Origin of the sequence: Amycolatopsis sp. 505, from assembly GCF_031625235.1 — a bacterium.
In the GTDB taxonomy this organism is placed as follows: domain Bacteria; phylum Actinomycetota; class Actinomycetes; order Mycobacteriales; family Pseudonocardiaceae; genus Amycolatopsis.
Genome location: NZ_JACKQP010000015.1, coordinates 57,408 through 79,918 on the forward strand (window position 1 = coordinate 57,408; position 22,511 = coordinate 79,918).

A 22,511-nucleotide genomic window follows, 5' to 3' on the forward strand; every position below is an offset into this window, starting at 1 on the left:
ACTTCGCGGACGAACCGGGCGTCTCCAGCGCACCCAGCGCTGGGACACCCATCGGTTCTCTCCGCCAGGAGGCCCACCATGTCCAGACCGAAGTGGCGCGCGCTCGCCGCTGCCGCCCTGCTGATCGCCGGAGGCGGGATTCTCGCCGCCGCCGCGGGACCCGCCCAGGCCGCTCCCGTCACCCCGACCATGACGAACATCCGGACCGGGCTCAACACCGGGTTCGACCGGGTCGTGCTCGACCTCACCAGCGGGCCGGCGCCGACCGTCTCCTACCAGCTCGTCGACGAGCTGACCGCTGACGCCAGCGGGGAAATCGTGTGGCTCACCGGGGAGTTCTTCATCGACGTCGCCGTCCACCCGGCCGCCGCGCACGACGAAAACGGGAACCCGACCTACCCCGGGCCGACGAAGTTCCGGACGCGGAACCTGCGCAACGTCATGGCCGTCGCCGTCACCGGGGACTTCGAAGGTCAGGTTTCGATCGGGCTCGGCGTGCGGTCGCGGACCGCGGTGAACGTCTTCACGCTCACCGCGCCCAACCGCGTCGTGATCGACGTGGCCCACTGACCGGGTGAGGCCGGCGGGGGAGTCACCCGCGCTCGTACGGGATCTTCTCCCCCGCCTCGACCGCGAACGGCAGGTGGTTGCCCGCCGGCGGCAGCGGGCACGTCGCGAAGTCCGTGAACGCGCACGGCAGGTTCACCGCGCGGTTGAAGTCCAGCGTCACCGTGCCGTCCGCGCCCGGCGCCCCGACCGGCAGCGAGCGGTTGGCGGCGTACGTCGTCACACCGCTCGTCCCGTCGGTGAACAGGATGCTGAAGCCGCCGTCCTTGCCGTTGAACGCCGTCAGCGTGTGCTCGACGCCGTCGCGCGAGAAGCGGACGACACCCGGCGCCGTGTAGACGTGGCTCAGGCCTTCCACGACCGCGCCCACGGTGGTCGGCCGCGGCGCGTCGAACGGCTCGAACCGCCCGGACAGCACCCACGACGGCGACGGCTCGTACGCCGGGACGCCGCGGAACTCGCGCAGCACCTCGGCCTTCGGGTCGTGGACGCGGATCAGGTACCCGGACCGGCGGGCCACCTCGATCTCGACGTCACCGGACAGCACGCGCGTGCCCGCACCGCTGTTGACCAGCTCGAACCGCCGGACGTCGGTGATCGGCTCGCCGTCGTGCGAGAGGGAGGCGCCGGCCGGGTCGACGTACGCCGCGTCGGCGTCCTGCCACCAGCGGCCCGGGATGCCGGGGTACTCGCGCGGGGAGCCGGTCAGCCAGTCCAGCGACACCAGCGCCAGCCAGCCGTGCGGCTCGGCCAGGTCGGTCTCGCGCCGGGCCTTCCAGTCCTGCCACTCCTGGGTGAACGTGCTCATCGCGGGCCCCTTTTCCGTCGGCTACGACTGTGCCAACCCGGGGCCGGCGCGGCTATTCCACGTCCCAGTATCCGGACTCCGGTGTCAGTCGAACGACCACTGCAGCCCGTAGCTCAAGCCCTGGTGCAGGTCGTGGAACTCGAGGCCGACCTCGCCGACCCGGTTGACGGTCAGCGCGTCACCCGAGTCGATGCCGTCGTCGACCACCCGGCCCGGGACGCCGTTGAGGCGCCACACCCGCGACGGCGGGGCCGCCCGGTCGAACCGGACCCGCACCGTGAACTCCTCGCAGCGGCGCAACGGCGTCATGGCGTAGTACGGCCGCAGTTCCGTGCGCCGCGGCGTGAACCGGATGCCGTACTCGTGGCGCTGGCCGAGCCGCAGCGGGTTCGGCAACCGCATGATGAACTGCGCGTGGCTGGCCGACATCTGGCGCGCTTCGACGATTTCGCCGCCGAACAACGCGTCCGCGGTGATGTCCGGCACCGGGTCGCTGCCCGGTTCGGCCGGCACGCTGAACGGCAGGACCAGCTCGTCCAGTTCGTCGACCTCGGCGACGATCCGGCGCTCCTCCTGCAGCTCCGCCGGGGTGCGGTCGAGCCGGAGCATCGCCTTCATCGACTCGACGTACCAGCCCGCCAGCGGGTGCGGGTCGCGGCGGGGCGCGGGCGCGCCGAGCAGCTCGTCGATCCGGCGGAAGGCCAGGTCGATGCGGCGGCGGGCGGTGCGCGGGTCGCGGTCGAGGACGCTGGCCAGCCACGAGATCCGGCGGTCGAGGAACTCCCCCGCGGCCTCTTCGTGCAGGCCCAGCGCCGCCAGCGCGGCCAGCTTCAGGTCCGGCGGGAGCCGTCCGCAGAGTTCGGTCAGCCGCAGCACGAGCTTCTGGCGCGCGGCGGCGGGCTGGTCGGTTTCGGTGATCGCGCAGGCCGCCCGCAGGCAGGGACCGATCCGCTGGTGCAGATCGGCGGCGTCGAGACCGCGGCCGCGGCGCAGTTCGTTCAGCTCGCGCACGAAGGGGGAGGTGTGCTCGTCCGTCGTCCCACCCCCTCGTCCCCCCGCGGCAGACTTTCCCACGTTACCAGTTCCCGTTCTCGGAAAGCAGCACAAATCGCGACCGCCGGCATTCGGGAATACCGGCCGACCGACCCCCCACGAGCCGGCCGGCCGGTTTCACCACAGGTCGGTTCACCCGAAGATCAGGGCCCAGATCGAGTGGCTCTCCATCAGACACACCTCCTCATCGCTGTACCCGGGCCGAGGTGGAAAGCGGTGCGGAGCCGTGCAACGCCGGAGCTGCCGGTTCCGCCGCGCTTCCGGCGGCCACCGCGAAACCCGCGAGGGCGCCGGCCACGAACGCGGCGAAGACCGATTTCACCGGGGGTCGGAATCTTGCAGTGGGCGTTCACGGCACGGGCTCCCCGACCTCGCTGATCAGAAATCCGGCCGGGTGGCATCGCATTCTTTTCCCGGCCGGGTCCAGGATCGCCGGGCGGCGCCGCCGGTCAGAGGCCTGCTGTCACCGGTCTTGTGTGCCGTTTGGCTCAGAGTGGGCGAAGGCCCGCAGGACGCGCAGCTCGCGGATGAGGAAGCGGCGCCGGCCGGTCTCGACGATCCCGCGCTCGCGCAGCACCCGCAGCGCCCGTGCGACGGTACGCCGGGCGGCGCCGATCTGCGCGGCGATGTCCTCCTGCGACAGCGCGTCGACGACCACGCCCTCCGGCACGGTCCGGCCGCGCTCCTCGGCCAGCCGGACCAGGACGACCGCGACGCGGCGGCTGACGTCGAAGGCGGCCGCGTCGATCCGGGCGGACTCGGCGTTGCGCAGGCGTGCGGCGACCGTCTTGATCGTCGCGATGGCGATCGCCGGCCGCGCGTGCAGGACGTCGACGAACTCCGCGCCGGTCAGCTGGAAGACGGTGCAGGGTTCGATCGCGCGCACCGACGCCGACCGCGGCCGCCCGGTGACCGCGGCGAGGTCGCCGAGCACCTCGCCGGGGCCGCGCAGGCCGAAGAGCACCTCGCGGCCGTCCTCGACGATCGTGGAGACGCGCACCCAGCCGGAGACCAGCACGTGGACGTGGTCGGAGGGGTCGCCTTCCATGAGCACGAGGGCGTTGGCGCGGAACCGGCGCCGGGTGCCGCGGGCGAGCAGGTACTCGCGATCGGCGTCGGCGAGGTAGGCCAGGAGTGCCCCCTCCGCCGTGTCGTCGTGCCCGCTCATGGTTCCCCTCCGGAGGTTCACCGTAACCCGGCGTGGCGGCCCGGGGCGAGGGGCGCGACCGGTAGGGTCGCCGCGTGGACGTGGAGATCTACACCGACGGCGCGTGCAGCGGGAACCCCGGACCGGGCGGCTGGGGCGCGGTGCTGCGCTACGGCCGGCACGAGCGCGAGCTGTACGGCGGCGAAGCCACCCCGACGACGAACAACCGCATGGAGCTGACGGCGCCGATCCGCGCGCTGGAGAGCCTGACGAGGCCGTCGCAGGTGCGCGTCTACACGGACAGCACGTACGTGCGCAACGGCATCACGCAGTGGCTGCCCCGCTGGAAGAGCAACGGCTGGCAGACGGCGGCGCGCGCCCCGGTGAAGAACGCGGACCTGTGGCAACGCCTGGACGCGGCGATCGGCGGCCACACGGTCGAATGGCTGTGGGTCAAGGGCCACGCCGGACACCCGGAGAACGAGCGCGCCGACCGGCTCGCGGTGCGGGGTGCCCAGGAGGCGCGGGAGAGCGGGAAGCCGGTCAACGCCGGTTGAGTCCGGAGTGGACGGTCGTGGCAGAATTCGCCGATGCCTCCCGCTCCGTGCCCGTGCGGCCTCGCCGAGTCCTACGCCGCCTGTTGCGGCCGGTTCCACAGCGGCAGTCTCACCGCTCCCACCGCCGAGCTCCTGATGCGGTCGCGGTTCAGCGCCTTCGCCGTCGGTGACACCGGCTACCTGCTGCGCACCTGGGACCCCGGCACGCGGCCGCGGCAGCTCACGCTCGATCCCGGGCAGGAGTGGACGCGGCTGGAGATCCTCGGCCGGACCGGCGGCGGCCTGCTGCACGCCGAGGGCACCGTCGAGTTCCGGGCGCACTACCGCCACCGGGGCCGGGACGGCTTCCTGGAGGAGAACAGCCGCTTCCGGCGTGAGGACGGCCACTGGGTCTATCTCGACGCGGAGGCCTGAAGCCCGCGCCCGGCGTGCTAAACAGTGCGGCGATGGGAAAACTGACGCGCCGCGCCCGGGCCAAAGCGGACTACCTCGGCTTCCTCGGCGCCCGGGAGTGGCCGCTCGCCGCGTCCGGGCTGGGAGTCGTGCTCGGCGTCGTCACCATCCTGCCCAGCGCCGTCGGCGTCGTGCTCTCGGTCGTCGCGCTCGCGCTCGGGGTCGCGACCTTCACCCGGGACGTCCGGCTGCTGCGCCGGCGGTGGGCCGGGTTCGAGTTCACCACCATCGCCGCTCCCTTCCCCACCGCGGAACTGCCGCCGCCCGCCGCCTACCCGGAGTCGGCCTACCTCGCCGTGCCCGCCCGCGGGACCGCGCTGGTCAGCGCGGCCATCGACCGGGACCTGTGGGAAGAGCGGCACACCATCGACGTCGCCGAGGAGCCGTACCGGCTGCCGCCGTCGCTCAAGGCCACCGCGCCGCACGTGCTGCCGCTGCGGGCCCGCGGCCGCCTGTTGTTCAACGGCCCGATCGTCGGCATGCGCGGCGAGCCGCTGCCCGCCACCGGGGCCCGGCCCGCGCCGATCCGGCTGCACCGGGCGCGGTTCTTCGACGCCGTCTGCTCGAACGAGCTCGCCGCGCTCCGGATCACCCGCACCGGCACCGGCGAGGAGTACGACCTGCGCAAGGCCGAGCTCACCGACAGCGCCGGCGCGCTGCGCGAGCTGAGCGGCAGCGCGCTGGCCGACCTCGTCGGCGTCTCGACGGTCGCCTTCACCACCGACGGCAAGCTGGTCACCGTCCGGCAGTCGCCGCTCAACTCCGTCAGCGGGCTGCTGCTCGCCCCCTCCGGCAGCGGTTCGCTCGAGCCGCGCGACCTGCGCACGCCCGACGGCGGCCGGCGCCGGTTCCTGCACACCGCGGTCCGCGCCGGGATGGAACGCGAGCTGTGCGAGGAGAGCGGCCTGACCCCCGAGGACGTCCGCGAGACGAAGGTGGTCGGCTTCGCGCGCTGGATGGAACGCGGCGCCAAGCCGGAGTTCTTCGGACGGACCGAGCTGGCGGTGGACAGCGCCGAGGTCGCCCGGCGCCGGCCGGTCAGCGGCGAGCGGCTCTACAGCGCCGGCCTGACGCTCTTCGACGTCGACCTCGCCGCGATCGGCGCCGCGCTGGCGGGCGGTGTCCCGCTCAGCGAGGCACTTCCTCAACGGCTCTGGGAAGACGGTTCCCTGCCGCTCCTGCTGGCCCTGCGGGCCGCCGCGGCGTGGCAGGCGGCCCGGGTCTGACGAAACGGCCTCTGTTCCCGGCGTGAGCGGGCCGCTACGATCGTCGCAATTGTTAGGAAAGTTCCCTAACGATGGTCCGCTGTCCCCCGCCGCCGTGGGTGCCTAGGAGGCGCGCTAGTGAGCTATCGGCAGAGAAGAACCCGGACTCTCCTCGCGGCGGCGGTGCTGGCCGTCGCGGCGAGCGGCACCGGTGTCGCACCGGCCACCGGGCAGGAACCGGTCAGAGCGGTGGTCGCGGCCGCGGCCCCGGCGACCGCGGTCCCCGGCTTCCTGATCCAGACGTCCGCGCAGGTCAGCGACGACGCCGCGGTCTCCAAGCCCGGCTACAACACCGCCGGCTGGTACCCGGTCGGCCCGCGCTCGACCGTCTACGCCGGCCTGCTGGCCAACGGCAAGTACGCCGACCCGTTCTACTCGACGAACATGAAGAACGTGCCGACCGCGGACTTCCAGGTCCCCTGGTGGTACCGCACCGACCTCACGGTCGCCGACACCACCCAGCGCACGTACCTCGACTTCAGCGGCGTGCTGTCCAAGGCCGACGTCTGGGTCAACGGGACGCGCGTCGCCGACAAGACGCAGGTCAACGGCGCCTACACCCGCCACGACCTCGACATCACCGCGCTGGTGAAGGCGGGCACGAACAGCGTCGCGTTCAAGGTCTACCCGAACGACCCGAACAAGGACCTGTCGATGGGCTGGATCGACTGGGCGCAGACCCCGCCGGACCAGAACATGGGCATCGTGCGGGACGTCCTGGTCCGGCGCAGCGGCCCGGTGGCGCTGCGCGGCGGCCACGTCGTCACGAAGCTGACCGGGACGAGCCACGCCGACCTGACGGTGAAGGCCGACGTCCGCAACGACTCCGCGGCCGCCGTCTCGGCGACGGTGTCCGGCACGGTCGCCGGGCGGGCGATCAGCCAGACTGTCTCGCTGGCGGCCAAGGAGAAGAAAACCGTCACGTTCGGCGTGGTCGGGATCGACAACCCGCAGCTCTGGTGGCCGGCCGGGATGGGCGGGCAGCCGCTCTACGACCTCGACCTGACCGCGAGCGTCGGCGGGACGGCGTCGGACTCCTCGCACTCGAGCTTCGGCGTGCGCACGGTGACGGCGAACAAGAACGCCAGCGGCGGCCGGTCCTACACGATCAACGGGCGCCCGCTGCTGATCAAGGGCGGCGGCTACTCGCCGGACCTGTTCCTGCGCTGGAACGAGCAGTTCGCGGCCGACAAGCTGGCCTACGTCAAGGACCTCGGGCTCAACACCGTGCGCCTGGAGGGCCACATCGAGCCGGACGAGTTCTTCGACCTCGCCGACCGGATGGGCGTGCTCACGCTGCCCGGCTGGGAGTGCTGCGACAAGTGGGAAGGCCAGGTCAACGGCAGCGAGAAGGGCGACCCGTGGACCGCCGCGGACTACCCGATCGCGAAGGCGTCGATGACCGCGGAGGCCGAGCGGCTGCGCGACCACCCGAGCGTCATCTCCTTCCTCATCGGCAGTGACTTCGCCCCCGACGCGACGATCGAGAAGAACTACCTCGACGCGCTGTCCGCCGCGGACTGGGCGACGCCGGTGGTCCCGGCCGCGTCGGCGAAGTCGTCGCCGCAGCTGGGGTCGTCCGGGATGAAGATGAACGGGCCGTACGACTACGTCCCGCCGAACTACTGGTACGACAAGGCGCACAGCGACCTCGGCGGTGCGTGGAGCTTCAACTCCGAGACCAGCGCCGGGCCGGACATCCCGACGATGGACACGCTCAAGCGGATGATGTCGGCGAGCGAGCTCGACACGATGTGGAAGAGCCCGTCGACCGCGCAGTACCACCGGTCGTCGTCTTCGACGTTCGCCAACCTGAAGCTCTTCGGCGACGCGCTGACCGGCCGCTACGGCAAGCCGTCGAGCCTGGCCGACTTCGTCCGGAAGGCGCAGCTGGCGCAGTACGAGAACGTCCGCGCCGAGTTCGAGTCGCACTCGCGGAACTTCAGCGACAGCTCGAACCCGGCCACCGGGATCATCTACTGGATGCTCAACAGCGGCTGGACGTCGCTGCACTGGCAGCTGTTCGACGCCTACCTCGACCAGAACGGCTCGTACTTCGGGGCCAAGAAGGCGAACGAGCCGCTGCACATCCAGTACTCGTACGACACGAAGTCGGTCGTGGTGGTCAACCACAACCACGACGCGGCGTCGGGGCTGACCGCCCGCGTGCAGCTGTTCAACCTGGACGGGACGTCGAAGTTCGACCAGTCGAAGAGCGTTTCGGTGGGCGGTGACGGCGCGAAGACGACGGCGCTGACCATCGGTTCGGTGAGCGGGCTGTCGACGACGTACCTGGCGAAGCTGGTGCTCACGGATTCCTCGGGCAAGGAGGTCAGCCGGAACGTGTACTGGCTGTCCACCAAGGCCGACACCTTGGATTGGGGCAACAGCGACTGGTACTACACGCCCACGACGTCGTACGCGGACCTCTCCGGGCTGAACTCGCTGGGTTCGGTCACGCTCGGGTCTTCGGCGACCTCGACGGCGAACGCCGACGGCACCACGACGACGAAGGTGACGCTTTCGAACCCCTCGACAGGCAAGGTGCCGGCGTTCTTCGTCGACGCGCACGTGGTCGGCACGGCGGGCGCGCCGGTGCTGCCGGTCCGGTGGACCGACAACCAGGTCAGCCTGTGGCCGGGCGAGTCGACGACGCTGACGGCGACGTACCGGACCGCGGACCTGCACGGAGCGGCGCCGTCGGTGCGGGTCGCGGGCTGGAACACCGGGACGAAGACGATCCCGGCGGACGGCTCGACCGGCCCCGGCCCCGGTGACCCGGTGGACTACCAGGCCGAGGACGCGACGATCACGAACGGCGTCGCGGAGTCCAACCACGCGGGCTTCACCGGCACCGGGTTCGTCAACTACGACAACGCGGTCGGCAGCGCGGTGGAGTTCACCGTGCCCGCGGCCGCGGCGGGCAGCGCGAACGTCGTCCTGCGCTTCGCCAACGGCACCACGGCGAACCGCCCGATGGACATCACGGTCAACGGCACGAAGGTGGCCTCGGCCGTGGCGTTCGGTGGAACGGGCAACTGGGACACCTGGCAGACGGTCTCGATCCCGGTCACCCTGACGGCCGGGACGAACAAGATCAAGGCGACCGCGACGACCGCCAACGGCGGCCCGAACGTCGACAAGATCACCGTCTGACGCTCGAGCCGGGGCGGTCTCGGGCCGCCCCGGCTCAGTCCCAGAGCAACCGCTGCTCCCGGTCCGGGTCGCTGACCGTCGTCGAGACGTCGTCGAAGAGCCGCGTCACGCGGTCCGCCGTCGTGTACCGCGGCCAGCCCGGGTCCCCGGTGCTCACGAACCGGACCCAGGCCCCGAACATCTCCGTCGCCACCGCCTGCATCCGCTCCGCCGGGAACGGCCGGCCGGCGAAGAGGAACCGCCAGTTGCGGTTGCGGATGTCGTCGAACACCAGCGGCAGGTCGAGCCCGTGCGCCGCGCCCAGGCCGCGGCCGCGCGGGGCGATCCGCCAGTCGAGCCGGTACATCCAGGCGTCCGGCTGCTTCTCGGCGAAGCGGATCGCCGGGATCCACCAGTCCCCCGCCGTCAGCGCGCGGTTGCGGATCTGGTCCGGGGGCCAGTCGAATAGGGCGTTATACGCCGCGACGGCTTTCTCGACCGCGGGGGCGTCCAGCATCGTCGAGCCGACGCCCAGCAGCTTCGCGCCGCCCGATTGCAGCCAGCTGAACAGGTCCTCCTCGTCGGCCGTCGTCCCGATCAGCAGCGGGACCTCACGGGCGCCGTCGGACGGCCGGTGCGGGAGCAGCTCGTCGCCGACCACCACGCGGTAGGTCACCTTGGTGCCCGACGCCGCCGAAACCCGTTGCTGCGCCTCGAGGATCCGGGTCACCGGCAGCGTCGCCAAGTCATCCGGCGACGCGTTCAGCTCCGCCAGGACCGCCGCAGCGACCGCCGCGCCTTCGTCCGGCGTGTGGACGACCGAGCCGACGCCGGTGCCGCTCTGCACGATCGCCTGGTGGACGAGCCCGCGCGTGGCGGGCACGGCCAGCAGCGTCCCGACCGTGCGGCCGCCGTTGGACTGCCCGGCCAGCGTGACCCGGCCCGGGTCGCCGCCGAACGCGCCGATCTCGTCCCGCACCCATTCGAGCGCCGCCACCTGGTCGCGCAGGGACAGGTTCGAGTCGGCGACGCCGGGCAGGTGCAGCATCCCGAGCACGCCGAGCCGGTAGGCGACGGTCACCACCACCACGCCGGCGCGCGCGTACGCGGAGGCGTCGAACTGGTGCGGCCCGCCCAGCACGCCACCGCCGCCGTGGATCCACACGAGCACCGGGTACGAGCCGGGTGCCGTGGGCGCGTAAACATTCAGGTAGAGGCAGTCCTCGTCGCCGGTGAAGCCGCGCCCGGTCAGTTCGGGCTGCGGCGCGCGGGGTGCCCACTTCGTCGCGTCGCGTTCACCGGCCCAATGCGGGACCGGCCGGGGCGCCCGGAACCGCAGCTCCCCCACCGGCGGCTCGGCGTACGGGACGCCGAGGAACGTCCGCACGCCGTCCCGTTCGGACCCGCGCAGGACACCGGCCGCGATCTCCGCTGTCGTCACGGGCCCAGCCTAAAGCTTGCGCTGGAGTGCGCTCCAGCGTGTTGACTGAGCCCATGACCGCGTCCGAGAACAAGCAGCTCCTGAAGACGGCGTTCGACGCCTGGGCGACCGGCGACATCCGGCCGCTGCTCGCCGCGATGGCCGACGACGTCACCTGGACGGTCGGCGGGCACAACAGCTGGTCCGGCACCTTCCGCGGCAAGGACTCGGTCCGCCGCGACCTGCTCGGCCCGCTCGGCGCGCAGTTCGAGGGCACCTACACCAGCACCGCGAGCCGGTTCGTCGCCGAGGACGACGTCGTCGTGGTCGAAACGCAGGGCAGCGTCGCGACGAAGGCCGGGGCGCGCTACGACAACAAGTACTGCTTCGTCTTCCGCGTCGAGGACGGCCGGATCCGCGAGATCACCGAGTACATGGACACCCAGCTGGTCGCCGAAGTGCTTCCCGAGCTGGCCAGGTGACACCCGCCGCGGCGGGCGGGTAATGATTACCCCGTGCACATAGCGGCAGAGATAGTGGCGCTGGTCGTGACCGTCCTCGTCGTCAGCGCGGTGGCGCGGCGGCTGGACTGGTCCGCCCCGCTGTGCCTGATCGTCGTCGGCGTCGCCGGCTCGTACGTCCCCGGCGTGCCCGAGGTCCACCTCGACCCCGAGGTCGTCCTGCTCGGCCTGCTCCCCCCGCTGCTGTACTCGGCGGCCATCCAGACGTCGCTGGTCGACTTCCGGAAGAACCGCGGGGCGATCGGGCTGATGTCGGTCGGGCTCGTGGTGTTCACCGCGCTCGGCGTCGGCGTGGTCGCCTGGGCGGTGATCCCCGGGCTCCCGCTGGCCGGCGGCATCGCGCTCGGCGCCGTCGTCGCACCGCCGGACGCGGTCGCCGCCAGCGTCGTCGCCCGGCGGGTCGGCATGCCCCGCAAGCTGATCCGGCTCCTCGAAGGCGAGAGCCTGTTCAACGACGCCGCCGCGCTGGTCGCCCTCCGCACCGCCATCGCCGCGCTGGCCGGCTCGGTCAGCCTCTGGCAGGTCGGCGCCGACTTCTTCCGCGCGGCCATCGGCGGGGCCGTGGTCGGGCTGGTCGTCGGGTTCGCGGCCGCGTTCATCCGGGCCCGGCTGAACGAGCCGGTGCTCGACACCGCGCTGTCGTTCGCCGTCCCCTTCATCGCCTACATCCCGGCCGAGGCGATCCACGGCTCCGGCGTGCTCGCCGTCGTCATCGCCGGGCTCATCCTCGGGCATAAGGCGCCGCAGATCCTGTCCGGCTCCACCCGGCTGGCGTCCCGGCTGAACTGGCAGACCATCCAGTTCCTGCTGGAGAACCTGGTCTTCCTGCTGATCGGCCTGCAGCTGCGGCGGATCCTCGCCGAGGTCGGCGAGAGCGGGCTGTCGCTGATGACGCTGACCTGGATCTGCGTCGCCGTGCTCGCCGCGACCATCCTCACCCGCGTGCTGTGGATGGCCGGGATCGGCACGGTGAAGCGCGTCGAACGGCGCCTGCTGCCGGGGAAGGTCAGGGCGAAGATCTGGCCGTGGCGCTACTCCGCCGTCATCGCCTGGGCCGGCATGCGCGGGGTGGTGACCCTCGCGGCCGCGTTCGTGCTGCCCGCGGACACCCCGCAGCGGGCCGTGCTGGTGCTCGCGGCGTTCGTCGTCGTGGCCGGCACGCTGGCCGTGCAGGGCATGACGCTGCCGCCGCTGATCCGGCGGCTGCGGCTGCCGCGGCCGGACCCCGCCGAGGACGCCCTGCAGGAGGCGGCCGTCCTGCACGACATGACCCGCGCGGCGCTGGCCAAGCTCGAGGAGATCCGGACCGACGACGACCCGCCGGAGATCATCCAGCGCCTGCGCGACCGGCTGCAGCACCGCGCCGACTCGGCGTGGGAGCAGCTCGGCCGGCAGAGCGCGCTGGCCGAGACGCCGAGCGACGCCTATCGGCGGCTGCGGCTGGAGCTCCTGGAGGTCGAGCGCGACCAGTTCCTCAAGGCCCGCGACAGCGGCAGCGCCGACGACGACGTCCTGCGCAAGGTCCTGGAGCGGCTCGACATCGAAGAGTCCATGCTCGACCGCGACGAGGCGGAGCCCGACGTCGAGGGCCGCGAGCTGCGCACCCCGGCCGCGACGGCGGGGTCGTGCAAGCACCTGGCCCACGAGTGGGTCGACAAGGACCCCAGCTCGGCCGACAGCTGCGCCGCCTGCGTCGCCGAGGGCACCACGTGGGTGCACCTGCGGATGTGCCTGAAGTGCGGCAACGTCGCCTGCTGCGACTCCTCGCCGCGCCGCCACGCGACGCAGCACTTCCACGAATCCCGCCACCCGGTCATGCGCAGCTTCGAGCCGGGCGAGACCTGGCGATGGTGTTTCGTGGACAAGCAGCTGGGCTAGGGTCGAGGCCATGAGCACGCCGGAGCAGGAGATCGAGTACCGCCAGCACCGCTTCAGCCCGCCGCCGGGCTCGACGGAGATCTTCCTGGTCCGGCACGGCGAGTCCGCCCCGGCGCGCGGCGACGCCCCGTTCGACCTGGTCGACGGCCAGGCGGACCCGGACCTCGCGCCGGAAGGCCGTGATCACGCCCAGCGCGTCGGCGTCCGGCTCGCCGGGGAACGGATCGACGCGATCTACGTGACGACGCTGCGCCGCACGGTGCTGACGGCGGCTCCCCTGGCGGAGAAGCTGGGGCTGACCCCGGTCGTCGAGCCGGACCTGCGCGAGATCCACCTCGGCGACTGGGAAAACGGCCTGTTCCGGAAGTACACGGCCGAAGGCCACCCGATCGTCGAGCGGCTGTGGACCGAGCAGCGCTGGGACGTGATCCCGGGCGCGGAGTCCGACGAGCGGTTCGGCGCCCGGTTGCGCGGCGCGCTGACCCGCATCGCGGCCGCGCACCCGGACCAGCGCGTCGCGGTGTTCACCCACGGCGGTGTGATCGGCGAGCTGTTCGCGCAGGCCAGCCGCGCGGTGGAGCGGTTCGCGTTCCTCGGCGCCGACAACGGGTCGATCTCCCACCTCGTGCTCCACGGCGACACCTGGATCGTGCGGCGCTACAACGACACCGCCCACCTGGCTACGCCGCTCGGCTGAGCTTCCCGGCCGCGACGAGCTGCACGGTCACCAGGATCGAGACGGCCTCCGCGGCCAGCAGCCCGATCAGCACGAGCACCTGCGTCAGCCCGGCCTGGATCGGGCCCGCCCCGCCGAGCAGGACGCCGACGTACGCGCCCGGGAGCGTCACCAGGCCGACCGTGCGGGTCTGGTCGAGCGCCGGGATGAGGGCGTGCCCGGCGCTCGGGCGGCAGATTTCGAGCGCGGCCGGGCGCGGGAGGAAGCCGAGGGCGAGCGCGGCTTCGTACTCGCCGTGGCGGGACTCGAGCTCGTCGAGGGCCCGGCGGCCGGCCTGCGAGGTCGCGGTCATCGCGCCGCCGATGACGATGCCGGCGATCGGCACGACGGCGATCGGCCGGAGCGGGACGACACCGGCGCCGAGGACCAGCGCGAGCACGGGCGCGACACCGGCCGCGATGGCCAGCGCCGTCCACGGCAGGTTCTTGTTCGTTCCGACGCGGCGCGCCGACGTCACCGCGGCGATCCCGAACATCAGCACCACGAACAGGCCGGTGAGCGGCGCCGAGCGCAGGACGGCGGTGATCACGAGCGACACGGCGGCGAGCTGCGCGACCGCCCGGGCGGCGGCGATCAGCACCGCGCGTCCCTCGCCGAGCCCGCCGGCCCTGACGACGACCGCGCCGGCGACGGCGAGCAGGACGAGAACCGCCACCAGGGCGGGCCCGAAGGTGATCGCGGCGTTCACGCCGCCGATCCTGCCGCTCAGACGGCGCAGCTGAAGAGGCGCCCCGGCTCGGTCTCGGTCTTCTCGGCGACGACGACGCCGTCGACGACGATCCGGCACCGCAGCGCGCCGGGGCCGGGGTTGCGGGCGGCGATGCTGTAGAACTCGGTGCGGCCGGCCGGGCCGACCCGGGTGAACCGGGTGGACCACGGCGTCGCGACCGCGGCCTGCTGGGTGAGGGCGGAGCCGGCGGCGGCGTAGGTGACGTTGCGGGCGCCGTGCGTGCCGAGCAGTTCGTAGACGACGCTGTGATCGACGGTGCGCACGGCGACCGGGGCGACGGGCGCTTCCTTGGCCGCGGGCTCGCGCGCGGACCGCGGCAGGACGTGGGCGGTCACCGCGAAGGCCGCGACGAGCACACCGAGGACGACGACGAAGCTGCCGGCCGATCGAGCCCGCCCGGCGGAGTCGCGCATCGCGGTGGGAACGCTCATGGAGAGGTCTTCTCTCGTCGCGCGCACTTCCGTCGAGTGCGTCGACCTATATCTCGCCGTGACCTGACGGGGTGTTAGCCGGTCCTCGCGGAAAGTTCGATGTTCACCCGGACGGGTGGCGCCGATTCTTGCCGGTTCTGTCGGACCCCCGAGGCATGATCGGGGTGTGTACGAGGAACGGGCGGCGCCGGCGGTGTTGCGGGGCGTGGCCAGGTGCGTGTGGCGATCGGCTTCGGAGGGCCCGAAGCGGATCGTCCCGGACGGCTGCGTCGACTTGGTGGTGGGCGGCGGAACGGCGTTCGTGGCGGGGCCGGACACGGCGGCGTGGTGGTCGGAGACGGAGGGGGTCGTGAGCGGGGTCCGGTTGGTGCCGGGCCGGGCGGCGGCGGTGCTCGGCGTGGCGGCGGACGAGCTGCGGGATCGGCGGGTGCCGGTGTCCGAGTTGTGGGGGCGGTCGTCGGCGGAACGGTTGGTGGAGGGGGTGGTGTCGCCGGTTTCCGCGGTGGCCGAGCGGGTGACGGGGGTGCCGCCGCCGGATTTCGCGGTGGCGGAGCTGATCGCGCGGCTGGAGGCCGGGGTGGCCCGGGTCGGTGACGCGGCGGCGTTGCTCGGCCGTTCCGGTGCAGCCGCTTTGGGGCAACCGGCAGCGGGCGGGGTGAGCGAACGGCGGCTGCGGCGGCGGTTCGTCCAAGCGGTCGGGTACGGGCCGGCCACCTACCTCCGGGTGAGCCGGTTCCAGCGGGCCGTCGCGCTGGCTCCGCGTGTCCCCGGGCTGGCCGCGCTGGCCGCCGCCGCGGGGTACGCCGATCAAGCGCACCTCAGCCGGGACTGCCGGGCGCTGACCGGCCTCACGCCACGCGATTACTTCGGCGGACGCTCCACTGTGGACGTTGCCGTGCGTGATCGACTCCGTTCGGCGTAACCCCTGCGGTCAACCGGAAGTGGCTGTTCACCCAAAAAGGTAAGCGGACGGTAAACGACTACCAAGAGCGCTATCCTCCCCCTCGACGAGTGATCAGGGAGGGCGCGTGGCCACCATCAGCGACGTCGCGGCACGAGCCGGCGTCTCCACGGCGACGGTGTCGCGCGCGCTCAACGGGAAGTCCACTGTGGACCCCGCGTTGGCCGCGCGGGTCCAGGAGGCCGCCGCCGAGCTGGGGTACCACCCGAACGGGCTGGCCCGGAACCTCCGCCGTCAGGAGACCGCGGTGCTCGCGCTGATCATCTCCGACGTCGAGAACCCGTTCTTCACGGCGATCGCCCGGGGTGTCGAGGACCTCGCGCAGCGGTCCGGGTACTCGGTGGTGCTCTGCAACTCGGACGAGAACGAGGACAAGGAGCGGCGCTACATCGAGGTCGCGCTGCAGGAGCGGGTCGCCGGCGTGGTGCTGTCGCCCACCGGCCGGTCGACGAACGTCGAGGGCCTGCGCCGCCAGGGCACCCCGCTGGTGGCGGTGGACCGGCCGTTGCAGGCGGCGGAGGGCGACCAGGTCCTGGTCGACACCCGCCACGCGGCGGCCGAAGCCACCCGGCACCTGCTCGCGGGCGGCTACCGGCGCGTCGGCTGCTTGACCGGCCCGCCGGGCGTCCGCACGGCCGAAGACCGACTGGCGGGATACGCCGACGTCGTCGGCGAAGAGAACGTCCTGTTCCGGCGGGCGGAGTACCGCGCCGAGGGCGCCCGCCTGGCGGCGCTGGAACTGCTGGACGAGCCCTCGCCGCCGGACGCGCTCCTGGTCGCGAACAGCACGATGGCGATCGGAGTGCTGGAGGCCCTGTCGGCCCGAGGCCTGCGCCCGGGCAGCGACGTGGGCATAGTCTCGTTCGACGACGCGCCATGGACAACGCTGATCGACCCACCCCTGACGGTGGTCGCCCAGCCGGCGTACGAGGTAGGCCGAGTGGCGGCACAGCTCCTCTTGGCCCGAATCACGGACAGCAGCCGCGACACCACGACGACGACGCTCGAAGCCCGCCTGATCGTGCGGAAGAGCTCCCGCCGCTGAGATCGAGGAGGCGAGGTCTCGGCCCCGGTCCATGTCCGCGAGGGGTCGGCTCACGTACTTGAGGGGTCGGCTCGCGTACTCCCGAGAGTCGGCCCGCGCACCGAAGGCGTCGGCTCGCGCGCAACCGAAGGGTCGGCGTGCGTGCCAGAAGGGTCGGCCCGCGCACCCAGAAGGTCGGCCGCGCACCAGAAGAGCCGGCTCACGCACCCGGCGAGTCGACCTGCGGCCAGGAGGGTCGGCCCGTGCACCCGGCGAGTCGGCCCACGCACCAAAAGCGTCGGCTCGCGCGCACCCGGAGGGCCGGTTTGCGTGCCCAAGGGGTCGGCTCGCGCACCCAGAAGGTCGGCCGCGCACCGGCGGGTCGGCCCTCGTACCCAAAGCGTCGGCTCACGCATGGAAGGGGCGGCTTGCGTACCCGGCCAACCGGCGCCCTCGCCGAGTCGGACCAAACGGAAGCGACGTGCCCGGGGGCCGGCTCGTGCCGGGCCCCCAGGCACGCCCCACCCCCTGTGTCCCCCATCACCGGCGCCGGGGCGCCGGGTCCTGTGAGCACCGGAGCGGAAATCGTTTACTCATCCGGAACGTAGGTGTCCGACCGCGCAGTGTCAAGCCAGGCCGAGGCTGGACAACGGCGCCCGATCCAGGGAAACTGACCGGAAGTTGCCTACTCAACGTGTTGGATGATGTGCCGTGAGTGTCGATCTCTGGTGAATTCACGCACAGACCGGGCAAGAAAGCGCACGAACCCGCACATCCGCGCTGTTTCGGGTTAACCTGAGCCACATGTCTGTAGCGCTGGAGAACATCCTCGCCAAGGCGGGCCTGAAGGTCGACGCGAATGAGTTCCTCACTCTCGTCGAAGACGCGGCGCGCAGACTGTCCCCACCGAATCCGGATCCCTCGCACTACTTCTCGGCCGACCAGCGCGCCGCGCTCGCCGATGTCGGCCTCGACCTCTCACCGAGGCGTGAGGACGAACCCGACTTCCGGGCGCGCACCGTCGCCGCCCACGCCGTGCTCGCCGAAGGCGCCCTCAGCGTCAACGAAGCCGCCAAAGCCCTGGGTGTCGACGACAGCCGGATCCGGCATCGCCTCAAGGAAGGGCGGCTGACCGGGTGGAAGGACGGCGGGTGGCGGCTTCCCGCGTGGCAGTTCGCCGGTTCCGGGGTGCTGCCCGGCCTGGAAGTCGTGCTGAAGGCGCTGCCCGAAGACCAGCCCGCCCTCGTCGTCGCGGCCTTCATGAGCACTCCGCAAGCGGATCTCGTCATCAACGACCAGCCCGCGACCCCGCGCCAATGGCTCCTCTCCGGTGGTGATCCGGACCACGTCGCCCGCCTCATCGCCACGCTCGGCACTCCGCTCTAGGCTGGACCCTCCCGAGCAAGATCTCCGACAAGGACGGACCACCCCCGACCCATGGCCCGGCTCCCGCTGCCGCCCGCCCGATCCGTCCTGGTCCGGCAGCTGAACCGCGCCGACGACGTGGTGACGGTCCAGCCCGCGACCAGGCTCGTGCGGATCTTCACCGCGCACGGCAGACACCCCCAGCAGTGGAACTCGTTCCGCTACACCGGCCCGCTCCCGCACGGCCGCTTCGACCAGCAGTCGCCCGGCCGCGGCGGCGCGCCGGTCACCGATCCCGCCAACGGCGTCCTGTACTTCGGCCTCACCGTGCGGACGTCGGTCGCCGAGGTCTTCCAGACCAGCTCGACGGTCGACCGCCGCACCCGCGGTCCCCGGCTGGTCGTCGTCCGCCCGACGCGCACCCTGCGCCTGCTCGACCTGACCGGCCTCTGGCCGACGCGGGTCGGCGCCTCCCAGGAGATCTCCAGCGGCCCGAAGAAGCTGACCCAGGCCTGGGCCCGGGCGATCCGCGGCGCGTTCAGCGACCTCGACGGCCTCTGGTACCGCTCGTCGATGGACTCAGGCGACCCCGCGATCTGCCTGTGGGACCCGCCGGCGGGCGCCGCGCTCCCGATCGCGCCCGACGTGCTGCTGCCGCTGGACCACCCGGGGCTGGACGTCCCGCTGGGCCGGGTCTGCGAAGAGCTCAATTACACGCTGCTGAACTGAGCCGCCAGCACCGGGATCACCGCCCGCAGGTCCGGCCCGTCGACGACGTGCGTCGCGACAGCCCGGGCGGCCGGGGTCCCGTTGAAGGCGATGCTCGTCCCGACGGCGGCGAAGAGCGGCAGATCCGACCGGCTGTCCCCGATCGCGGCACACCTTTCCGGCGCGAAGCCCTGGGCGAGCGCGAAGTCGCGCTTGCCGAACTCGTCCAGGTGCTCGGCGACGTTCCCGGTGTAGCGGCCGCTCTCGGCCTCCGGCACCGGGCCGCAGTACGCGGCGAACCCGAACCGCCCGGCGAGCAGCCGGCCCACCGGCGTCCACGCGAGCGTGGTCAGGATCGGCCGCAGGTCGTGGTCACGGCACCACGCCACCGTCTCGGCGATCCCGTCGACCAGCGGCAACGTCGCGAGCCGGGCCAGGACCTCCGCCTCGGTGTGCCCCGCCCAGCCGCGCGCGTCGATGACCGACGCCTCCTGGTTGGTCAGCTCACCCGCGACGTAAGCCGCTTCGGCCGCGACGAGCTCGGCCTCGTGCCCCAGCGCCGCGGCCACCCACGCGCACGAGCTGGTGCCCGGCACGAGGGTGCCGTCGACGTCGAAGCAGACCAGGCCGCGCGTCACAGGTGGCGCGACCACCACTCCAGGACCGCCTCGAACCGCTGGACCCGGTGCCGCGGCCGTCCCGAGCGGCTCAGCTCGTGGCCCTCACCCGGGAAGAGCAGCATCTCCGCCGGCGCGCCCGCCCGGCGCAGGGCCACGAACATCCGCTCCGCCTGCTCCAGCGGGCAGCGCCAGTCCTGCTCCGAATGCACGACCGCGAACGGCATGCGGATCTGCGAAGCGTACGAAAGCGGCGATCGGTCGCGCTGCACTTCCGGCGAAGACCCGATGTAGGCGTCGACGAAGAAGTAGCCGATGTCCGAACTGCCGACCATCGAGTCCCACGCGTTGACCGCGCGCTCGCTCCACGCCGCCTTGAACCGGTCCCCGTGGTGGGCGGCCAGCCAGCTCGTCATGAAGCCGCCGTACGAGCCGCCCATGATGCCGACGCGGGTGGCGTCCAGGTCCGGCCGTTCCAAGGCCTTGTCCAGCAGGGCCAGGACGTCGTCGACGTCGACCGTGCCGAAGCCGTGGGTGATCGCGTGGCCGTGCGCCTGCCCGTAGCCCGCCGAGCCGCGCGGGTTGCCGACCACCACCGCGTAGCCCGCCGCCGCGTAGACCTGGGCTTCGTCGAACACCGCCCACTCCTGCTGGGTGAACGGCCCGCCGTGCACCACGCGCAGCACCGGGTGCGGGCCCTCGCCCTCGGGCAGGACCAGCCAGCCGTGCACCGGGTAGCCGTCCGGGGCCGTCGTCTCCAGCTCGATCATCGGCCGGATGCCCTTGTCCCGCAACGGCTTCGAGTAGCCGGTCAGCACCTTGGGCCCGCCGTCGCCGAGCAGCACGACCTCGCCCGCGGTCGACGGCGTCGCGATCACCGCCACCAGGACCGAGCCGTCCAGCGTGAACGACCGGACGGCGGCCTGGTCGGCGTGGACCACCGCGAGGTCGGCCAGCGGAGCCTCGACGGTGTCGACGGCGACCGCGCGCAGTTCCACCGCGCCGCGGTTGCGGACGGCCACGACGACGTCGTCCTCCCGCGGAGCCGGCGGGCCGGCCGCGCCCTCGCAGTCCACGGTCTCGGCGTCGGTGAGCCGCCGGGCCTTCACCGGGCCGGCGCCGAATTCGGGCGTCGCCGCGTAGAGCCCGGTGGGCGCGGCCTCGTGGTGCTCCTCGAAAGACTGTCCCAAGTAGAACAACGTGCCGTCGGGGCCGAACGCCGGCCGCTCCGAATACCCGTCGCAGCGCACGACGACCTCGGGCTCGCCGCCCTCGGCGGAGATCGCGCAGATGTCGCGGAAGTCGCTCTCGGCCGCACCCCAGTCCGGCGGGGCGGTGAAGACCACGCGCGTGCCGTCCGGCGTCCAGACCGGGTGGGCCGCGTCGAACCCGTCGCCGGTCAGCGGCTCGGGCTCCCCCGGCTCGGAGGCGTCGGCGGTGTCGAGGACGAACAGCCGCTGCATGCGGTCGCGCAGGAACCCGACGTCGTCGATCCGGTAGTCCATCCGCGTGATCCGGCGCGGGGCCTCGGCGGCCGGCTCCGGCGTCTCGCCGTCGGCGTCCGGCGTGCCGTAGCGGCCGGGCTCGGGCACCCGCGCGGTGAACGCGATCCGCCGCGAATCCGGCGCCCACACCGGTTCCCCGGCCCCGAGGGGCAGCGAGGTCAGCCGGCGGGCCTCCCCGCCGTCCGACGGCATCACGTGCAGCTGCGGGTTGCCGTCCGCGCCCTGGCCCTCCCCGGCACGCAGGAAGGCCACCCAGCGACCGTCCGGCGAGATCGCCGGGGCCGAGTCGCGCGGACCGTGGGTCCACGCGGACTCACCGCCGTCGAGCGACACGCGCCGGACCTCGCCGTGCGTGGCGTTCGCCTTCAGATCCGGTCTCTTCAGCGCCGTGAGCAGCAGATTCCCGCGCAGCGCGGGACGGCCGGGGACGACGAGGTGTTCGATGTCGGCAGGACGCACGTCCCGACCGTACCGGAAATCCTTAGCGAGGCGAACGAGTTTCGCGAGGTCTCATGCGACGACCTGCTTGCGCTCGTCGCGCCGGGCCTTCGCCAGGCTCGTCACCGTGGTCACGGTGAGCACGACGACGATCACGCCGAGGGAGATCCAGTTGTTGATGTCCAGCCAGTCCGGGACGACGTGGTACTCGTGCAGCGCGTGCAGGAACAGCTTCGCGCCGATGAAGGCGAGGATCACCGCGAGGCCGTAGCTGAGGTAGACCAGCTTGGTCACCAGGCCGCCGAGCAGGAAGTACAGCTGACGCAGGCCCATCAGCGCGAACGCGTTGGCGGTGAAGACCAGGAACGCCTCCTGCGTGATGCCGAAGATCGCCGGGATCGAGTCGACGGCGAACAGCAGGTCGGCCGAGCCGATGGCCACGATCACCAGCAGCATCGGGGTGATCATCCGCTTGCCGTTGATCTTCACCGTGTAGTGGTGGCCGTGATAGTCATCGGTCACCGGGGCGATCTTGCGGACCTGCCGGGTGACGGCGTTCTCGTGGTACTCCTCTTCCTCGCCCTTGCCGCGCAGCATGCTGATCGCCGTCCAGATCAGCACCGCGCCGAACAGGAAGAACACCCAGACGAACTGCTCGATGAGCGCGGCACCGATGGCGATGAAGACGCTCCGCATGGCGAGCGCGAGCAGGATGCCGACCAGCAGCACGCGGTGCTGGTGGATGGCGGGCACCTTGAACGAGCTCATGATGATCATGAAGATGAACAGGTTGTCGACGCTCAGCGAGTACTCGGTGATGTACCCGGTGAAGAACTCGACGCCCGGGTCGTGCCCGGCGAAGATCCACACGCCGATGCCGAAGGCGATCGCGCACGAGACGTAGAAGATGACCCAGCGAGCCGCTTCCCCCGTGGTCACTTCGTGCGGCTTGCGATCGACGATGACCAGGTCCAGCGCGATCAGCGCGAGCAGGCCACCGATCGTGGCGATCCACAGCCACAGGGGGACAGTCATGGAACTCGAACCTCCGGATAGCGCGCAGCAGCAACTAACCGGAGGTCTCTCCCGCCGGTGAAGACACCGGCCGACGGTGCCGGGGGCGCAGGGCCACCGTGCTGACGACACCGCCGCGAAGGAATACTCCCCTCACAGCGCGTCCAGTTTGCCGGTT

General features: G+C 72.2%; 21 protein-coding genes. 12 read left to right on the forward strand and 9 right to left on the reverse strand.

The genetic code is table 11. The features are described from left to right. Positions 1-78: 78 nt before the first annotated feature. A complete protein-coding gene (locus H5965_RS41535) occupies positions 79-570 on the forward strand; it encodes a hypothetical protein (RefSeq protein ID WP_310976640.1) in 492 nt (163 codons plus the stop codon). Between the two features lie 22 nt (positions 571-592). Here the strand turns inward: H5965_RS41535 and H5965_RS41540 are convergent, their stop codons facing one another. From H5965_RS41540 to H5965_RS41550, 3 genes are all read right to left on the reverse strand, one after another. Continuing rightward, positions 593-1,375, reverse strand: a complete 783-nt coding sequence (locus tag H5965_RS41540) for a DUF1684 domain-containing protein (protein ID WP_310976641.1) — start codon at positions 1,373-1,375, stop codon at positions 593-595. 84 nt (positions 1,376-1,459) lie between these two features. Further along, complete coding sequence (locus H5965_RS41545) at positions 1,460-2,386, reverse strand: hypothetical protein (RefSeq protein WP_310976643.1); 927 nt, start codon at positions 2,384-2,386, stop codon at positions 1,460-1,462. Between the two features lie 505 nt (positions 2,387-2,891). Further along, positions 2,892-3,596: a Crp/Fnr family transcriptional regulator gene (locus H5965_RS41550; protein ID WP_310976645.1), complete on the reverse strand. Its 705-nt coding sequence runs from the start codon at positions 3,594-3,596 to the stop codon at positions 2,892-2,894. A gap of 74 nt (positions 3,597-3,670) precedes the next feature. Between H5965_RS41550 and rnhA the strand changes: the two genes are divergently transcribed. The 4 genes from rnhA to H5965_RS41570 all read left to right on the forward strand — a co-directional run bounded on the left by rnhA (position 3,671) and on the right by H5965_RS41570 (position 9,006). Further along, on the forward strand, positions 3,671-4,132 hold the full coding sequence (gene rnhA, locus H5965_RS41555; RefSeq protein ID WP_310976647.1) for a ribonuclease HI: 462 nt from the start codon (positions 3,671-3,673) through the stop codon (positions 4,130-4,132). A gap of 33 nt (positions 4,133-4,165) precedes the next feature. Continuing rightward, positions 4,166-4,546 carry a YchJ family metal-binding protein gene (locus tag H5965_RS41560; RefSeq protein ID WP_310976648.1) on the forward strand — a complete coding sequence of 127 codons (381 nt, stop codon included), beginning with the start codon at positions 4,166-4,168 and terminating at the stop codon, positions 4,544-4,546. Between the two features lie 32 nt (positions 4,547-4,578). Further along, complete coding sequence (locus H5965_RS41565) at positions 4,579-5,811, forward strand: hypothetical protein (protein WP_310976650.1); 1,233 nt, start codon at positions 4,579-4,581, stop codon at positions 5,809-5,811. Between the two features lie 117 nt (positions 5,812-5,928). Continuing rightward, complete coding sequence (locus tag H5965_RS41570) at positions 5,929-9,006, forward strand: glycosyl hydrolase 2 galactose-binding domain-containing protein (protein WP_310976651.1); 3,078 nt, start codon at positions 5,929-5,931, stop codon at positions 9,004-9,006. Positions 9,007-9,040: 34 nt separating this feature from the next. Here the strand turns inward: H5965_RS41570 and H5965_RS41575 are convergent, their stop codons facing one another. Further along, positions 9,041-10,426 carry a carboxylesterase family protein gene (locus H5965_RS41575; protein ID WP_310976652.1) on the reverse strand — a complete coding sequence of 462 codons (1,386 nt, stop codon included), beginning with the start codon at positions 10,424-10,426 and terminating at the stop codon, positions 9,041-9,043. A 53-nt stretch (positions 10,427-10,479) separates the two neighbouring features. Between H5965_RS41575 and H5965_RS41580 the strand changes: the two genes are divergently transcribed. The 3 genes from H5965_RS41580 to H5965_RS41590 are packed head-to-tail and all read left to right on the forward strand — an operon-like array spanning position 10,480 to position 13,501. Next, complete coding sequence (locus tag H5965_RS41580) at positions 10,480-10,887, forward strand: nuclear transport factor 2 family protein (protein ID WP_310976653.1); 408 nt, start codon at positions 10,480-10,482, stop codon at positions 10,885-10,887. 33 nt (positions 10,888-10,920) lie between these two features. Then, positions 10,921-12,804 (forward strand): Na+/H+ antiporter, encoded by a 1,884-nt coding sequence (locus H5965_RS41585; protein ID WP_310976655.1) that lies wholly within the window; start codon positions 10,921-10,923, stop codon positions 12,802-12,804. A 10-nt stretch (positions 12,805-12,814) separates the two neighbouring features. After that, positions 12,815-13,501 carry a histidine phosphatase family protein gene (locus tag H5965_RS41590; RefSeq protein WP_310976656.1) on the forward strand — a complete coding sequence of 229 codons (687 nt, stop codon included), beginning with the start codon at positions 12,815-12,817 and terminating at the stop codon, positions 13,499-13,501. Here H5965_RS41590 and H5965_RS41595 read toward each other — a convergent pair. Next, positions 13,485-14,228, reverse strand: a complete 744-nt coding sequence (locus H5965_RS41595) for an ABC transporter permease (protein ID WP_310976657.1) — start codon at positions 14,226-14,228, stop codon at positions 13,485-13,487. The genes H5965_RS41590 and H5965_RS41595 overlap by 17 nt on opposite strands. 17 nt (positions 14,229-14,245) lie before the next feature. After that, a complete protein-coding gene (locus H5965_RS41600) occupies positions 14,246-14,701 on the reverse strand; it encodes an MmpS family transport accessory protein (RefSeq protein ID WP_310976658.1) in 456 nt (151 codons plus the stop codon). Positions 14,702-14,867: 166 nt separating this feature from the next. Here H5965_RS41600 and H5965_RS41605 point away from each other — a divergent pair, with 166 nt between their 5' ends. The 4 genes from H5965_RS41605 (at position 14,868) to H5965_RS41620 (ending at position 18,780) form a co-directional block, all read left to right on the forward strand. Continuing rightward, the gene (locus H5965_RS41605; RefSeq protein WP_310976660.1) at positions 14,868-15,623 is read left to right on the forward strand and encodes a helix-turn-helix domain-containing protein; all 756 of its coding nucleotides are present in this window, start codon (positions 14,868-14,870) and stop codon (positions 15,621-15,623) included. A gap of 106 nt (positions 15,624-15,729) precedes the next feature. Further along, the gene (locus H5965_RS41610) at positions 15,730-16,707 is read left to right on the forward strand and encodes a LacI family DNA-binding transcriptional regulator (RefSeq protein ID WP_310976661.1); all 978 of its coding nucleotides are present in this window, start codon (positions 15,730-15,732) and stop codon (positions 16,705-16,707) included. Between the two features lie 783 nt (positions 16,708-17,490). Further along, positions 17,491-18,072, forward strand: a complete 582-nt coding sequence (locus H5965_RS41615) for a DNA-binding protein (RefSeq protein WP_310976662.1) — start codon at positions 17,491-17,493, stop codon at positions 18,070-18,072. Positions 18,073-18,123: 51 nt separating this feature from the next. Continuing rightward, positions 18,124-18,780, forward strand: a complete 657-nt coding sequence (locus tag H5965_RS41620) for an RES family NAD+ phosphorylase (protein ID WP_310976663.1) — start codon at positions 18,124-18,126, stop codon at positions 18,778-18,780. Here the strand turns inward: H5965_RS41620 and H5965_RS41625 are convergent. Genes H5965_RS41625 through H5965_RS41635 form a run of 3 tightly spaced genes read right to left on the reverse strand, consistent with a single transcriptional unit; the run spans position 18,762 to position 22,354 of the window. Continuing rightward, positions 18,762-19,412 carry a haloacid dehalogenase-like hydrolase gene (locus H5965_RS41625; RefSeq protein ID WP_310976664.1) on the reverse strand — a complete coding sequence of 217 codons (651 nt, stop codon included), beginning with the start codon at positions 19,410-19,412 and terminating at the stop codon, positions 18,762-18,764. The two genes, H5965_RS41620 and H5965_RS41625, sit on opposite strands and share 19 nt — an antisense overlap. Beyond that, complete coding sequence (locus tag H5965_RS41630) at positions 19,394-21,340, reverse strand: S9 family peptidase (protein WP_310976666.1); 1,947 nt, start codon at positions 21,338-21,340, stop codon at positions 19,394-19,396. The genes H5965_RS41625 and H5965_RS41630 overlap by 19 nt, the downstream gene beginning before the upstream one ends. A gap of 51 nt (positions 21,341-21,391) precedes the next feature. After that, positions 21,392-22,354, reverse strand: a complete 963-nt coding sequence (locus H5965_RS41635) for a TerC family protein (protein ID WP_310976667.1) — start codon at positions 22,352-22,354, stop codon at positions 21,392-21,394. Positions 22,355-22,511 lie beyond the last annotated feature (157 nt).